Source organism: Streptomyces sp. HD, from assembly GCF_028369295.1.
Classification (GTDB): Bacteria; Actinomycetota; Actinomycetes; order Streptomycetales; family Streptomycetaceae; genus Streptomyces.
The window spans coordinates 187102-201403 of the sequence record NZ_JAQMYP010000005.1; the positions used below are offsets into that span (position 1 = coordinate 187102).

General features: G+C 71.6%; 15 protein-coding genes. 2 read left to right on the forward strand and 13 right to left on the reverse strand.

Annotated features, from left to right (window positions below; all coding sequences use genetic code 11):
* Nucleotides 1-2: 2 nt before the first annotated feature.
* The 3 genes from POF73_RS07120 to POF73_RS07130 all read right to left on the reverse strand — a co-directional run bounded on the left by POF73_RS07120 (nt 3) and on the right by POF73_RS07130 (nt 2847).
* The gene (locus tag POF73_RS07120) at nt 3-560 is read right to left on the reverse strand and encodes a DUF485 domain-containing protein (RefSeq protein ID WP_272113644.1); all 558 of its coding nucleotides are present in this window, start codon (nt 558-560) and stop codon (nt 3-5) included.
* Nucleotides 561-737: 177 nt separating this feature from the next.
* A complete protein-coding gene (locus POF73_RS07125) occupies nt 738-1940 on the reverse strand; it encodes a right-handed parallel beta-helix repeat-containing protein (protein ID WP_272113645.1) in 1203 nt (400 codons plus the stop codon).
* A 103-nt stretch (nt 1941-2043) separates the two neighbouring features.
* The gene (locus POF73_RS07130; protein WP_272113646.1) at nt 2044-2847 is read right to left on the reverse strand and encodes an MBL fold metallo-hydrolase; all 804 of its coding nucleotides are present in this window, start codon (nt 2845-2847) and stop codon (nt 2044-2046) included.
* Between the two features lie 68 nt (nt 2848-2915).
* Between POF73_RS07130 and POF73_RS07135 the strand changes: the two genes are divergently transcribed.
* Nucleotides 2916-3407, forward strand: a complete 492-nt coding sequence (locus POF73_RS07135; RefSeq protein ID WP_272113647.1) for a phosphatase domain-containing protein — start codon at nt 2916-2918, stop codon at nt 3405-3407.
* 147 nt (nt 3408-3554) lie between these two features.
* Here POF73_RS07135 and POF73_RS07140 read toward each other — a convergent pair whose 3' ends face one another.
* The 5 genes from POF73_RS07140 to egtA all read right to left on the reverse strand — a co-directional run bounded on the left by POF73_RS07140 (nt 3555) and on the right by egtA (nt 8359).
* Nucleotides 3555-3770, reverse strand: coding sequence for a dodecin (locus POF73_RS07140; RefSeq protein ID WP_272113648.1), 216 nt, complete (start codon nt 3768-3770; stop codon nt 3555-3557).
* Between the two features lie 218 nt (nt 3771-3988).
* On the reverse strand, nt 3989-4951 hold the full coding sequence (gene egtD / locus POF73_RS07145) for an L-histidine N(alpha)-methyltransferase (protein WP_272113649.1): 963 nt from the start codon (nt 4949-4951) through the stop codon (nt 3989-3991).
* Complete coding sequence (gene egtC / locus POF73_RS07150; RefSeq protein WP_272113650.1) at nt 4948-5739, reverse strand: ergothioneine biosynthesis protein EgtC; 792 nt, start codon at nt 5737-5739, stop codon at nt 4948-4950. The genes egtD and egtC overlap by 4 nt, the downstream gene beginning before the upstream one ends.
* On the reverse strand, nt 5739-7058 hold the full coding sequence (egtB, locus tag POF73_RS07155) for an ergothioneine biosynthesis protein EgtB (protein WP_272113651.1): 1320 nt from the start codon (nt 7056-7058) through the stop codon (nt 5739-5741). The genes egtC and egtB overlap by 1 nt, the downstream gene beginning before the upstream one ends.
* Nucleotides 7055-8359: an ergothioneine biosynthesis glutamate--cysteine ligase EgtA gene (gene egtA, locus POF73_RS07160; protein ID WP_272113652.1), complete on the reverse strand. Its 1305-nt coding sequence runs from the start codon at nt 8357-8359 to the stop codon at nt 7055-7057. The genes egtB and egtA overlap by 4 nt, the downstream gene beginning before the upstream one ends.
* A gap of 313 nt (nt 8360-8672) precedes the next feature.
* Here egtA and POF73_RS07165 point away from each other — a divergent pair, with 313 nt between their 5' ends.
* Complete coding sequence (locus POF73_RS07165; protein WP_272113654.1) at nt 8673-9497, forward strand: TIGR02452 family protein; 825 nt, start codon at nt 8673-8675, stop codon at nt 9495-9497.
* A gap of 48 nt (nt 9498-9545) precedes the next feature.
* Here the strand turns inward: POF73_RS07165 and POF73_RS07170 are convergent, their stop codons facing one another.
* From POF73_RS07170 to POF73_RS07190, 5 genes are all read right to left on the reverse strand, one after another.
* Nucleotides 9546-10016 (reverse strand): type II toxin-antitoxin system PemK/MazF family toxin, encoded by a 471-nt coding sequence (locus POF73_RS07170; RefSeq protein ID WP_272113655.1) that lies wholly within the window; start codon nt 10014-10016, stop codon nt 9546-9548.
* A 181-nt stretch (nt 10017-10197) separates the two neighbouring features.
* Nucleotides 10198-10854, reverse strand: a complete 657-nt coding sequence (locus POF73_RS07175) for a response regulator (RefSeq protein WP_272113656.1) — start codon at nt 10852-10854, stop codon at nt 10198-10200.
* Nucleotides 10851-11999, reverse strand: coding sequence for a sensor histidine kinase (locus POF73_RS07180; RefSeq protein WP_272113657.1), 1149 nt, complete (start codon nt 11997-11999; stop codon nt 10851-10853). Before POF73_RS07180 ends, POF73_RS07175 begins: the two co-directional genes overlap by 4 nt.
* Before the next feature lie 137 nt (nt 12000-12136).
* The gene (locus POF73_RS07185; RefSeq protein ID WP_272113658.1) at nt 12137-12526 is read right to left on the reverse strand and encodes a cupin domain-containing protein; all 390 of its coding nucleotides are present in this window, start codon (nt 12524-12526) and stop codon (nt 12137-12139) included.
* Between the two features lie 144 nt (nt 12527-12670).
* A complete protein-coding gene (locus POF73_RS07190) occupies nt 12671-14182 on the reverse strand; it encodes an SPFH domain-containing protein (protein ID WP_272113659.1) in 1512 nt (503 codons plus the stop codon).
* Nucleotides 14183-14302: the final 120 nt, after the last annotated feature.

Here is a 14302-nt window from a genome sequence, read left to right on the forward strand (position 1 = left end):
GGTCACCACGTGCGGTACCCCCTGGAGCCGGGCCGGACGGTCTGCCCGGCGTCGCCGTGTGACGCGGCGGTGCGGGCCGAGTCCGCTTCGTGCTGGTCGAGTCGTGAACCGAGGCCGCGGGCGAGCGGGTCGACACGGGCGCGCATGTAGCGGAGATAGGCCCAAGCGGTCACGCCCATCACGACGAACTGCCCGAGGCCCAGGGCGAGACCGAGGGTGAGATGGCCGACCAGGCGCTGGTTCATCAGACCGGGGACGGTGTGCGAGAGGAGCACGTACAGCAGGAATCCGCCGACGGACAGGACCGTCGCACGGACTCCGAATCTGCGCTGAGCGCGGCGCAGTGAGTGGAATTCGGGATCTTCGGATATGCGCCGGGCCGGCGCGGGCTCATTTTTCGGGGGACTGTATGTGAAAGAATTGTCGTGCCAAGGTGAAAACTCGGGCACAGGCGCACCTTCTTTGCTGCGGCATGCCGGACATACGGGAGCGCGGGCTTTGTTGTGGGGAAGCTGTGAGCGGCGGCGAAGCCGGAAGCCGGAGTATGGCAGCGGGCTCATTGAAGAATCAACCGCGGCGCTGAATTGCCCTACCCCGATGGCGCGTTCACGACGCTCACGATCCTTTCGCGGCCTTCTGCGGCCTGCGAAAATGGCCTTCCCGGAATTAGTCCGGACCAGTTCTTTGGGTCGGACTGTCTGAAACTCGACCCGGCCGGCGCGGCCCGGTCCGGTGGCTCAGAAGCGGGCGCCGACGGCCGTACCGTCGCGGGGTACGAGGAAGCCCCGGGCCGATGGCGGGGATCCGTCGGACGCACGGGGGCCGGTGAGCGCGGCCGGGTCGGTACTGAGCACCGAGGAGCCGTCCCAAGTGCCGCCCAGATTCCAGGAGTTGCCGCTGGCGACCGTCCCCGTGCCGACGGCCGCCGGGCGTGCGTCGGCGATGGACAGGTTGGCCGTGAGGGTGGCGGTGCCGCCCGCGGCGTCGGCGTCGAAGCCGGTGCCCGCGTTGCCCCAGGTCGTGTTGCGGGTCAGGGCCAGGGGGCCGGGATTTCCGTTGTCGGTGACGCCGTGTGCCGCGTTCTCGTACGCGATCGAGTTGCGCAGGGTGTGGCCCACCGCCGGGGCCGGACTGCCGCCGCCCATCTTGAAGCCGTTGCCGTCGCCCGAGAAGTCCGGGAAGTTCCAGCGGTTGTAGCCGTTGCCGTACACGACCGTGTTCTCGATGACAATCGGCGAGGTGAACTTCCAGGCGTCGAAGCCGTCGTCGACGTTGTTCCACAAACGGGCGCCGCGCACCACGTTGCCGGTTCCGCTGCCCTCCTTGATGGCCAGGCCGTCGGCGCTCTCGCCGTTCTTGCGGGGGTCCCGGTTGCCGGAACTGTCCAGGTTCAGGATCTGGTTGTCGGCGGACGATCCCTGGAGCTGGAACCCGGACTCGTAATTGTCGTGCGTGAACAGGCGGGAGAAGACGTTGTGGTGGCAACCGTCGCAATAGACGCCGTACGGGCCGTTGACCACCTCCAGGCCGGATATCCGCCAGTACGAGGCCTCCATGTGGATCGCCCCGCGCTCCGCCCGCGGGATGCTGCCCCCGACCGGCGTGTGACTGGCGGGCAGTTGCTCACCGTCGACGACCACGCGCTCGCCCTGGTAGGGGCCCAGGGTGATGGGCCGGGCGGCGGTGCCCGAGGTGGTGATGGTGATGTTGTCGGTGAGGGTGTAGGTGCCGCCGCGCACGGTGATGACGTCGCCGGGCTTCGCCAGGTCCACCGCCCGCTGCACGGTCCGCAACGGCCGGTCCAAGGTGCCCGGTGCCGAGTCGCTCCCGTCGGTCGCCACGACCAGCGTGGTCGCCCCGTACGCCTCGCTCGCCGGCCCCCACACCGTCAGCAGCGCCGCGCCCATCGCCGCCGCCGTCCAGATCGCAGTACCACGCATGCCGCTCACCGTGTTGCGCATGGGGCCTCCCGCCTCCGCCTGCGTACCGTGTCGCACAGCAGTGGCCGCCGGGGGCGCGGAGGTTGCCGGGGTCTCGGGCCCTTCAGGGGCTCGGCTTTTTGGGCGCCGTCGTGGTCCAGCCTGCCGAACGATCCCGAACCGTGCCGCCGAGGTCGGCGAGCAGGCCGGGTGTGGCGACACCGATGGAGTACTGGAAGGCTTCCGCGGCTGCATCCCGGGCGGTTGCCGGATCCGTGCCCGGCCAGAGGTGAGTGAGCATGAGCCGAGCGGCGCCTGCCTGGTGGGCGTACTGGCCGGCCAGTCGTGCGGTCAGCAGGTACGGTGCGTCGGCGGCCGGGACCTGATGGACGTACGTGGCCTCCGACAGGAACAGATCGGCGCCCCGCGCGAGGCGCGGGATGTCGGAACTGGGGCCGGTGTCGCCGGTGTAGGCCAGCACGGACTCGGGTGTTGCGAGCCGGATACCGGCATTGGGCACGAAGTGCGGCAGGAGCCAGGTGTCCGCGGTGAAGGGGCCGATACCGAACCGGTCGCCGGGGTCGAACTCATGGAGGCGGTACGCCTCGGCGAGCATGCCCGGTCTGTCGAGGGCGAGAACAGCGTCGACCGCACCGCGCGGGGCGTGGACGGGCAGGGCCGGCGGCGGATCGTCGCTGAGCCCGCGGGCGCGGAGCAACGGGTTGAGGTCGGCACAGTGGTCGGGGTGCCCATGGCTGATCAGCACGGCGTCGACGGCGTCGACGGTGCCGTGCTGGAGCAGGCGCGGCAGCGTGGCGTACCCGGGGTCGATGAGCAGGCGGAACCCGGCGTACTCGACGAGGTAGCCACTGCATGACTGGGCCGCCGTCGGCCACGCACCGCACCCGCCTAGAACCGTCAGTCGCATGACACGGGAACCTAGTACCGCACCTGACGGTGAGCAGGTGATTTTCCGGGCCGGTCTAGGGTGAACGCGTGACCGACGACAGCACACTCCCGCTCGCCGTGTTCGACCTGGACAACACCCTCGCCGACACGGCACACCGTCAGCACTTCCTGGAGCGCAAGCCGCGTGACTGGGACGGCTTCTTCGCGGCGGCGCCGCAGGACCCGCCGATCACGGAGGGCGTCGCGCTGGTGCTGGAGTGCGCCAAGGAGTGCGAGGTCCGCTATCTGACCGGGCGCCCCGAGCGCTGCCGGCGCGACACGCTCGACTGGCTCGCGGCGCACCGACTGCCCGAAGGGCGCCTCTACATGCGCCGCAACGACGACCGCAGGCCCGCCCGACGCACCAAGCTGGAGATCCTGCGCCGCCTTGCCCGCACCCGGGAGATCCGGGTCCTCGTGGACGACGACGAACTGGTCTGCCAGGACGCCGAACGGGCCGGTTTCACCGTCGTACGCGCGCGCTGGACCGCTCCGTCCGGCGCGCTGAAGGTGGCACAGGAGCAGGAGGGGCGGACCTGACTGGCGGGCGAGCCGACGCGGCGGTGGAACCACACGCGGTACCAGCGGCGAAGCGCTCGACGCTCACATGACGTCATGCCGCTGACCCGCCGGACCCGGCCGCAAGGCACCGCACCTTGCAAACGGGTCCGGCGCGGAAGGCACCCTCTACTCGGCCTCCTCCAACCGGAAGCCGACCTTCATGGTCACCTGCCAGTGCGCGATCTCCCCGTTGTCGAGTTGGCCGCGTACCTCGGTCACCTCGAACCAGTCCAGGTTGCGCAGGGTCTGCGAGGCCCGCGTGATGCCGTTGCGGATGGCCTGGTCCACGCCCTCGGGCGAGGTGCCGACGATGTCCGTGACCCGATAGGTGTGGTTGGTCATGGGGGTGCTCCTCTCCCGTGACTCCGCCGTGGCGGATCGTCACGCGTCACTCCACGGTGCCCCACGGCGGGACATCGCGCGAGCCGTCCCTGAGAGCCTGCGAAGAAACCCCCGCCTGCCCGGCGGCGCCTGGCACGCACTCCCCCAGAGGGGGCCCAGCGCGCACCAGACCCCGCCGGGCCCGCCCTCCGGGCGGACGGGGGTTTCTTCACAGGCTCTCACCGTGCCACGCTCAGTGACAGCGCGAAGCGCTCCTCACTGTCCGTCCACCAGTGCGCCAGCTCCAGTCCGGCCGTCGACAGTTCCGCGCGCACACCGTCGCGCCGGAACTTCGCCGACACCTCGGTGCGCATTTCCTCACCCGCCGCGAACTCCACGACGAGGTCGAGCGCGGGTACCTTCACCGTCTGGGCGACCCGGGAACGCAGCCGCATCTCGATCCACTCGGTGCGCGGGTCCCAGCGCGCCACATGGTCGAAGTCGCCGGGATCGAAGTCGGCGCCCAACTCGCGGTTGATCACGGCCAGGACGTTCTTGTTGAACGCGGCCGTCACCCCGGCCGCGTCGTCGTACGCCTGGACCAGGACCTTCTCGTCCTTGACCAGGTCGGTGCCGAGCAGCAGCGCGTCACCGGGGGCCAGCAGCGCGCGGACCGTGGCGAGGAACGCGGCGCGCTCGGCCGGCAGGAGGTTGCCGATCGTGCCGCCCAGGAACGCCACCAGCCGTGGCCCCGGCGTGTCCGGCAGGGTCAGCCCGCCCGTGAAGTCGGCGATCAGAGCGTGCACGTCAAGGCCGGGCCGCTCCTCGACGAGGGCCTGCCCGGCCTGCGTCAGCGCGCTCTCGCTGACGTCGACGGGGACGTAGGTGTGCAGCCCGGTCAGGGCGTCGATCACGTACCGCGTCTTCTCCGAGGAGCCGGAACCCAGCTCGACGAGGGTCCGCGCGCCGGTGACGGCGGCGATCTCACTTGCCCGGCCGACGAGGATCTCGCGCTCCGCCCGCGTCGGGTAGTACTCCGGCAACTCGGTGATCTGCTCGAAGAGTTCGCTGCCCCGCGCATCGTAGAACCACTTCGGCGGCAGCGTCTTGGGCGAGCTCGTCAGGCCCTTCAGGACGTCGACGCGCAGTGCGGCGTCGGTGGCGTCCTCGGGCAGGGTGCGGGTCAGCAGGAACGGACTCACGTGCTGGGCTCCTTGGAGGGTTCGGGTGCCAGGGCCTCGCTCGGTTCCTTGAGCGGGGTGAGCAGTACGTCGGTGCGGCTCGCCGCGAGGAGGGTGCGGTCGGGGACCTCCTGCCAGTGCGGATCGTCGTCGTAGGGCTCGGAGGCCACCACGGTTCCGCCGCCGGGCCGGGTCAGGTACCAGAGGGTGTCGCCCCAGGCCGTCGCGGTGATGGTCTCGCCGTTGGTGAGCAGCAGGTTCAGCCGCGACCCCGGGGCCGCCGCGGCGACCTCCGCGACCGTGTCGGCCAGCGCCTGCCCCTCGTCGTCACCGCCGCGCAGCCGGGCCAGGACCAGCGCCCACACGAACGCCGAGTCGTTGCGGGCCTCCAGCGACAGCAGGTCCTCGGCCGGCAGGCCGGGCACGAGCGGCGTCAGCGAGCCCGGCCAGCCCTTCACCGCGCCGTTGTGGCTGAACAGCCAGGGACCCGCGGCGAACGGCGCCGCCGCGGCCTCCCCGTCGGCGCCGGCCACCGTCGCGTCCCGTACGGCGGCGAGCAGCGCGCCGCTGCGTACGACCCGGGCGAGATCGGCGAAGGACAGGTCCGCCCAGATGGGCCCGGCCCGGCGGTACCGCGCCGGCACCGGGTCCCCTTCCGCGTACCAACCCACCCCGAAACCATCGGCGTTGACGGTCCCGTACCGCTGCCGCCGCGGCGCCCACGACTGCCGGTACAGGCTGTGCGGGGGCTCCACGAGGAGTCTGCCGAGGGGCTCCTCGGGGCCCAGATACGCCAGGTGACGGCACATCAGACATCCCCCGCGGAGCGGGCCGTGCGGAAGCCGGAGAAGATCTGCCGCCTTATCGGATAGTCCCAGTTGCGGAACGTGCCCCGGCAGGCCACCGCGTCCACGGCGAACGAACCGCCGCGCAGCACCTTGTGCTCGGGCCCGAAGAACACCTCCGAATACTCCTTGTACGGGAACGCCTGGAAACCCGGGTACGGCAGGAAGTCGCTCGCCGTCCACTCCCACACATCACCGATCAACTGCCGTACGCCCAGCGGCGATTCGCCCTCCGGATAGCTTCCGGCCGGTGCCGGGCGCAGATGCCGCTGGCCGAGGTTGGCGTGTTCCGGCCGCGGCTCGGCGTCGCCCCACGGGTAGCGCATGGTGCGGTCCCCGGCCGGGTCGTGGCGGGCCGCCTTCTCCCACTCGGCCTCGGTGGGCAGCCGGCGCCCGGCCCAGCGGGCGTAGGCGTCGGCCTCGTACCAGCACACGTGCAGGACGGGCTCGTCCGGCGGTACGACCTCGGTGACACCGAAGCGGCGCCGGAGCCACTGCCTGCCGTCCCGGTGCCAGAACAGCGGGGCGTGGATCGAGTGCTGCCGGATGTGCGCCCAGCCCTCGGGGGTCCACCAGCGTTCGGTGTCGTAGCCCCCGTCCTCGATGAACGCCTGGAACGCGGCGTTCGTCACCGGGGTCGTGTCGATGTGGAACGGCGGCACCTCGCGCCGGTGCGCCGGGCGTTCGTTGTCCAGCGCCCAGGGCTCGGTCGAGGTGCCCATGGTGAACGGGCCGCCGGGGACCAGGACTTCGGACGGTCCCGTGAACAGGGGCGCCGGATCCGGGTCGGGGGCGGTCAGGGCCTGCGGGCCCTTGCGGAGCTGATGCGTGATCAGCATCGTCTCGTCGTGCTGCTGCTCGTGCTGAGCGATCATCCCGAAGGCGAAACCCGCCTCGGTCAGCCGTGTCCCGTGGAACGCGGTGCTCTCCAGCAGGTCCAGGACCCGGCCGCGCACCTCGGCCGCGTAGTGCCGGGCCTCGGCCGGCGGCAGCAGCGGCAGCGAGGGACGCTCGGAACGCGGGTGCTCGAAGGCGTCGTAGATGCCGTCGATCTCGGGCCGCATCGCGTCCCGCCCGGCGACCGTCCGGAGCAGCCACTGCTCCTCCTGGTTGCCGATGTGCGCGAGGTCCCACACCAGCGGGGACATCAGCGGCGAGTGCTGGGCGGTGAGGTCCGGGTCTTCGACGCACGACGTCAGCAGGGTCGTCCGGGCGCGGGCCGTGGTCAGGGTGGTCAGGGCCCGCTCGCGGAGTGAATCGGCGTCGAGGGCGGGGTCGGTCATGTGCGGAGGTCCTTCCCGTGCAGGGTGCGGTCCGTGCCGTAGAGCTCGTCCAGCAGATCGTCGGCCGGGCAGCGGCCCTGGCTTACGTAACGGTCCCGGAACGCCGCCACCGCGTCCGTGACCTCGGTCGTCGCCCCCAACCGGGGCAGGGCGTCGAGAGCCGCCGCGAAACACTCCACGGCGACCTCGTGCAACTCGGGATCGGCGAGCCCCGATCTGGCCGCGTCGATCCACAGCGGATTGTGCGGCGCGGGCAGTGACAGACCGCGCTCGGCCAGCGGCTTCACCGCGCGATACGCGGTCTCGGCGGCCTCGGGGTCGTCGAAGAGCGCGGTCGTCACGGCGAGCGGCACGATCCAGCCGTCCTCGCCGGGCTGGGCGTCGATCATCCGCAGTTCCAGATGGCCACGCGGTCTGACCGGCGGGAACAACGTGGTGAGGTGGTAGTCGAGATCCTCGTGCGTCGGCGGTCTGGGCGCCCCCGACGTGGTCCAGTCCCGGAACGTCAGCCCGTCCGGCACGTCCCACGGGCCGCCGTCCTGCCGTACGCACATCACCGGAGCGTCCAGCACATGCCGTGCCCAGGCCGCTCTCGCATCGCCGTCCAGCGGGGGCGCGCCCGCACGCCCCGGGCCGATCTCCATCCACAGCAACTGCCGGGTGGAGAGCCAGCCGGTGGGCTCGCATCCGGCGAGCGGCGAGTTGGCGAAGGCGGCGACCAGGACCGCGCCCAGCTGGTGCGCCAGCCACCAGCGCCGCCCGTGCCCGAGCGGGCCGGGCTCCTCGTAACCGGCGTCCAGGCAGACCTGCACGGAGGCCGAGGTGCACATCATGGCGCGACCGGCCGGGCCCGCCCGGTCCAGATACGCCTCCATGGCGTCGTAGCGCGGCTGGCGCAGGAACCGGCGGGGCGAGTGCCAGGGATCGTTGCCCAGGCCGACCAGGCCGAGACCGTGCTCGCGCAGTACCGCGCGGGCGGCGTCGAGGTCGGCGGATACGGTACCGATGCACTCCATCAGCGAGGCGGCGGGCGGCGAGCTCAGTTCCAGCTGGCCGCCGGGCTCTATGGTGAGCGCCGACCTCAGGGGCACGGTCCGCAGTGCGGCGTAAGCCGCTTCGAGTCGTTCGGGTGTCACGGGGAGCCGCGGGCTGCGCAGCTCATGGACGAGCCATTCCACTTCGACCCCGAGGGTGCGGGGCGGCCCGGTCTTGAAGCAGATGCCCCGGACGAGGGCCTCCACCTCGGCTTCGGTGACTGCGGTGCGAGGTTGCTCCGTACAGTCACTTACCGAATCGGACATGTCGGGATCCTCCTGAGAGTCCACGATGCCACCGGCCGCCGGATCCTGCGGGCCGGGAAGACACACTCGTCCCACCCAAGACCTTCGCGACGCTTCGCACAAGGGTGCGTACCGGCACGTTCCGGGTCGGTAATCTCCGCTCTCCGGGCGTTCTCGAAGTCTTTCCCGGCCGTTCTCGGTCGGCTGCCGGGCCCCGGAAAACTCTGTTGCACCGCATGACCAGCATCGCCCAGGATCCCTGTATGAGCACGACGGGGGAGATCGCGCGAAGGCGGCGCGGTCGTACGGTCATGGCGCGCACGGGGGTGGCGCCATGAGCGCACGTCTGCGCGCCGTCGCACAGCAGACGGAACAGATCGTCGCGGCGGGGAAGTACCGCGCGCCGGACGGCCGAGAGGTGCCCCTCGCGGCGGCGATCGAGACGGCACGGGCCGGCACCCGGATGCACGGGCCGGACCCGGTGCCGGTTCCGTCGATCTCCCCGGCTCGGACGTCCTTCGAGGTCACCGGCGAGAGCAGCCTGGAGGCGGCCCGTCGGCTCGGTGACGGGACCGCGGTGCTGAACTTCTCGTCCGCCCGCAATCCGGGCGGCGGCTATCTGAACGGCGCGCAAGCCCAGGAAGAGGCGCTGTGCCGTGCCTCGGCGCTGTACACCTGCCTGCTCCGGGCCCGCGAGTTCTACGACCACCACCGCGCCCACCGCGACCCGTTCTACACGGACCGTGTCATCCACTCACCCGGCGTGCCCGTCTTCCGCGACGACCGCGGCAGCCTCCTGGACGAGCCGCACCTGGCCGGCTTCCTCACCGCCGCCGCGCCGAACGCGGGCGTCGTACGGCGTACGGCGCCCGAGCGCACGGGCGAGCTGCCGCGGGCGCTGGCCGCACGGGCCGCCCGGGTGCTGGAGACGGCCGCCGCGTACGGCTACCGGCGACTGGTGCTGGGCGCGTGGGGCTGCGGCGTGTTCCAGAACGACCCGGCGCAGGTCGCGGGCGCGTTCCGGGCGTTGCTCGGGCCCGGCGCGCGATTCGAGGGGGCCTTCGAACACGTGGTGTTCGGGATCCTGGACCGCACCCCGGACAGCGCGACGCGAGCGGCGTTCCTACGGGCGTTCCCGGAGCGTCAGCCACAGCGGTGAGGCCCGCGGCGGGCGGTCCGGAGCGTCAGCCGCAGCCGTGCGGCCCGCTCACTGCCAGCCGTAGCGCTCGTGCAGCCGGTGCCGGACCAGGTTGAACCGCCCCCGGTCCAGGGCACAGGCCTCGCGGCGCATGCCCTCCTCGTGCAGACGGAGGATGCGGTCCACGTCGACCCAGGAGTCGCGCCCCGACCGGTCCCAGGGCCCGCTGCCGATCCCGACCCACTCACGGGCACCTCTTCCCCCGCCCACCCGCCCGGCGTCGTGCCGCTTGCTGGACAACTGCACGGCGAGGAAGGTTCCGGCGGCCTCGCGGGCGACGACGAGCACCGGGCGGTCCTTGCCGCGCCCGTCGTTCTCCTCGAAGGGCACCCAGGTCCAGACGATCTCCCCGGGGTCGGGGTCGCCGTCGTGCGCGGGGGAGTACTCGGTGCGCACCCGGCCGACCTGGCCGGGGTCGACCTCGGTGGTGGCGGTGGGGCCGTGGCGGCCGGGCACGTTCTCGTCGGTAATCGCAGTCACGTGGGGCACCTTAGACGTACCGCAGAGGTTTACGGACGGTTGCAACCACCGTGTGACGCGGACCCCGGCCCGTGCGACCTGGCGTTGGACGGGGAACGGGGAACGGGAGATGGACGGGGCGGCGGGTTGAAAAGGCCCGGTGCCCCGGCGCCCCGGCGTCGCGCGCTCGTCCGCCCGGCCGCTATTCGCCCGGGGACACCAGTCCCGATTCGTACGCCACCACGACCGCCTGCGCCCTGCTGTTGAGGTCCAGCTTGGTCATCGTGCGGTTGAGGTGGGTCTTGACGGTCGCCTCGCTGATGTAGAGGAGGTCGGCGATCTGCGGGTTGGACAGGCCGCGGGCTATCAGCCTCAGGACCTCGACCTCGCGTGAGGTCAGATCGTCCAGGTCCGCGGGCCGTTCGCCGGTGGTGGGGCGGGCGTACGCCTCGACCAGGCGGCGGGTGACGCTGGGCGCGAAGAGCGCGTCGCCGCCGCGGACCGCGGCCACCGCGGCGAGCAGCCGCTCGGGACCGGAGTCCTTGAGCAGAAATCCGCAGGCCCCGGCACGCAGCGCCCCGTACACGTACTCGTCGAGGTCGAACGTGGTCAGTATGAGGATCCGGGGCGCGGGGTCGCCGGCCTGGGCCAGGATGCGTTCGGTGGCCTCGATGCCGTCCATGCCGGGCATCCGGATGTCCATCAGGATCACCTCGGGCGCGGTCTCGGCGGCCAGGGCGACGGCCTCCGCGCCGTCGCATGCCTCGCCGACCACGTCGATGCCGGGTGCCGCCCGCAACAGCCCGACGAGTCCGGCCCGGACGAGGAACTGGTCGTCGACGACGAGCACTGTGGTCATGTGGTCGTGTCGTCCCCCTGCGCCGCGGCCCGCGCGGAGGTCGGCAGGGTCAGCCGTACGGCGAAGCCGCCCCGGTCCCGCGGGCCAATGCTGATCTGCCCGCCGTAGAGCTTGGCCCGCTCACGCATGCCAATCAAGCCGTGCCCGCCGCCCGTTCGCACTCTGGCCGGAATCACCCCTTCTCCGTCGTCCGTGACCGAAACGATCACTTGGCGCGGCTCGTATCTCAGCCGTACCTCCGCACTCGCGCCCGGCGCGTGCTTCAGGACGTTGGTGAGCGCCTCCTGCACCACCCGGTACGCACACAGTTCGATGCCGGGGGCGAGCGGGCGCGGGGTGCCCTCGACGGTGAGGGTGACCGGGACGCCGCCACTGCGGATGCGCTCGGCCATCTCGTCGAGCCGGGCGAGCCCCGGCATCGGGGCGGCCGGGGCGTCGTCGTCGGTGCGCAGCAGCACGAGCATGCGGCGCAGTTCGTCGAGGGCCTCCTTGCCGGTGGCGGCGATGGTGTCGAGCGAGGTGCGCGCGGTGTCCCGGTCGCTGTCGAAGACGAAGCGGGCCAGACCGGTCTGCACCGAGATCACGGACATGTGATGGGCGACCACATCGTGCAGTTCGCGAGCGATCCGGCCGCGCTCCTCGGCGACCTCGCGCCGGGCGCGCTCGGCCTGTTCGCGGCGGAGTTGCCGGGTCAGTTCGGCCGAGCGGCGGGCGACGCCGCCGAAGCGCCACAGCACCGCCGGGTAGACGACGGCCTGAGCGACGACGGACGGCCAGCTGTCGGTGTGGTTCACCGCGCCCGCGTAGAGCCAGGTCGCGCTCATCAACGCGGCACAGGGGACGGAGAGGCGCGGCGGACGCAGGGACGCGACGGTGTAGACGGCGAGCATGGGGCCGAAGCTGCACACCACGGGCCAGTAGCCGGCGGTGATGTACACCAGCCAGGTGGCGTGCACCAGACAGCAGACCACGACGGGGGCCCGCCCCCGCAGGACGAGCGGCAGATGCACCAGGACGACCAGCACATAGGCGGCCGTGTCCAGCGGACGCTGCCCCTGACGCGCGGCTTCCGGCCCCAGCAACAGGGCCACACTGGTCAGCGCCGACGCGATCAGCGTGTCGACGGCTATCGGGCGCATCCGCATCGCAGCAGCGTAGAGCGGTCTTCTCGGGTGGGCGTCAAACTTCCGCGGTACCGCGGAAGTTGCAGAAACCGAAACGTCCGAGAGCAGCCTGTCGGAGCGTGCGTGCGGGAAAGCGCGGGTGGTCGGCCGCGGTGGTGTCAGTCCCGTGTCGCGTCGCCGCGCGGACGGATCTGCATGCCGGGCCTGCGCCGGTGGACGGTCAGACAGGTCAGGCCCTGAGCACCCGCGGTGATGCTGCGGGTGGAGCCGTGCGGCAGCCAGAGCAGCATGCCCTCGGACACGTGCTCGTCGGCGTCGCCGCCGCTGAGGCCGGAGCCGATGACGCCCGAGCCGGCGACGACCAGGAGCAGGACGTCCAGCTCCGGCTCCCGGTGCGCGGCGACGCTGTGGTGCGGTGCCAGGCGGACCACGTTGGCGTCCAGCTGACGGCCCGCTTCGGTCAGCTTCCACAACACGTCGGCCGTGGCCGACGTGCCGCTGGGCAGTGCCCGGATGTCGCACAGCAGGCGCGGTTCCGCCGACGTCATGGTGTGTCCCTCAACTCCTTCGCCCAGCCGCCCCGCCCCCTGGAAGTTCCGATTATTGCAGGTCGGACCGGTGCAAAAGGGGTACACGCCGTCCGGGGCGCTCGCGGGCGAGGCCCCGGACGGATGCCGTACGGTGACGGCTGCTCAGCCCTCGTTCCGGTCCACCGGCACCTTCTGCGCGGGTGGTGTCGTCAGACCGTTCAACGGTGAGGTCGAGGTCGGAGAGGTCGGTGAAGCCCCCTTGGCGCCCTGCCCGTTCTGGTTCATCGACGCGAGCAGCTGACGCGCGAGCCCGAGCCCCGTGCCGCCCATGGTGAGCGCCTTGGCGAACATGTCCGCCATGCCGTCGGCGCCGTTGAGCAGCACCATGTTGTCGACGTTCCCGAACGCGGACGCCCCGGCCTTGACGATCTCCGGCCAGTTCTCGGCGAGTTGCTGGGCGACCACGGCCTCCTGGTTCTCGGCGAGGGCGGCGGCGCGGGCCTTGATGGCCTCCGCCTCCGCGAGACCCTTCGCCTTGGTCGCCTCGGCCTGGGCGAGGCCCCTGGCCTGAGCGGCGGCCGCCTCCGCCTCACCGGTGGCCCGGGTCGCCGCGGCCGTGGCCGTGCCGCGCGTCTTGGTCGCCTCGGCCTCGGCACCCGCGGCCGCCTTGACGCGGGTCGCCTCGGCGGCGGCCGCGAGCTCGGTCTCCTTCGCCTTGGCCTGCGCCGCCGAGATGCGAGCGTCGCGCTCGGCCTCCGCCAGCGTGCGCTTCTCGTACGCCTGCGCGTCCGCGGGTTTGCGGACATCGGCCTGGAGCTGCTGCTCCCGCCGGTGCGCCTCCAGTTCGGCGACCCGCGTCTCCTGGACGACGACCTCCTGCCGGGCGGCCGCGTCGGCCAGCGGTCCGGCCTGGCGGGCCTTGGCGCCGGCCTTGTCGCGCTCGGCCTGGTAGCCGGCCTGGAGGATCTCGCTGTCCCGGGTCGCCTCGGCCATCCGCGCGAACGACTGCTGCTCCGCCTCCGTGGCCAGCCGGTTCGCCTCGGCCTGCGCGATGCGCGCGTCCCGCTGGACGGCGGCCGCGTGCGGGGCGGCCAGGTTCTGGATGTACCCGGTCGGGTCCTCGATCTCGTGGATCTGCAGCGAGTCCACGATGAGCCCCAGCTTCTCCATCTCCGTACCGCACGCCGCCCGGGTCTGCCCGGTGAGCTTCTCCCGGTCGCGGATCATGTCCTCGACCGTCAGCCCGCCCACGATGGACCGCAGATGACCGGCGAAGACGTTGTGCACCCGCTCCGACATCAGCTTCTGCTGGTCCAGGAAACGGCGGCCCGCGTTGGCGATCGACACGAAGTCGTCGCCCACCTTGAAGATGACCACGCCCCGCACCTTCAGCGGAATGCCCTGGTGGGTCACGCAGTCCACATGCAACTCGGTCTCGTTGAGGTCGAGCGACAGCTTGCGCACCGCCTGCACACCGGGCAGCACGAGCGTGCCGCGCCCGGTGACGATACGGAAGCCCATGCCCTCCTCCAGGCCCTCCGTACGGTGCTTGGAACCGGAGATGATGAGCGCCTCGTTGGGCTCCGCGACCCGCCACATCATCTTGAACACACCGATCAGCACGAGGACGGCCACTACCGCCGCCCCCGCCACGACGCCGACGACCATCGGCATACGCCCCCTTTGCATGGTGCCCTTTCGGCACCGAACGAAGGGAGTGTGCGCCTGTGCGAGGCCCGGGTACAGACACCGGCGCATCCTTGTCGAAACCTTGACGCGGACGGCTCTCAGCTG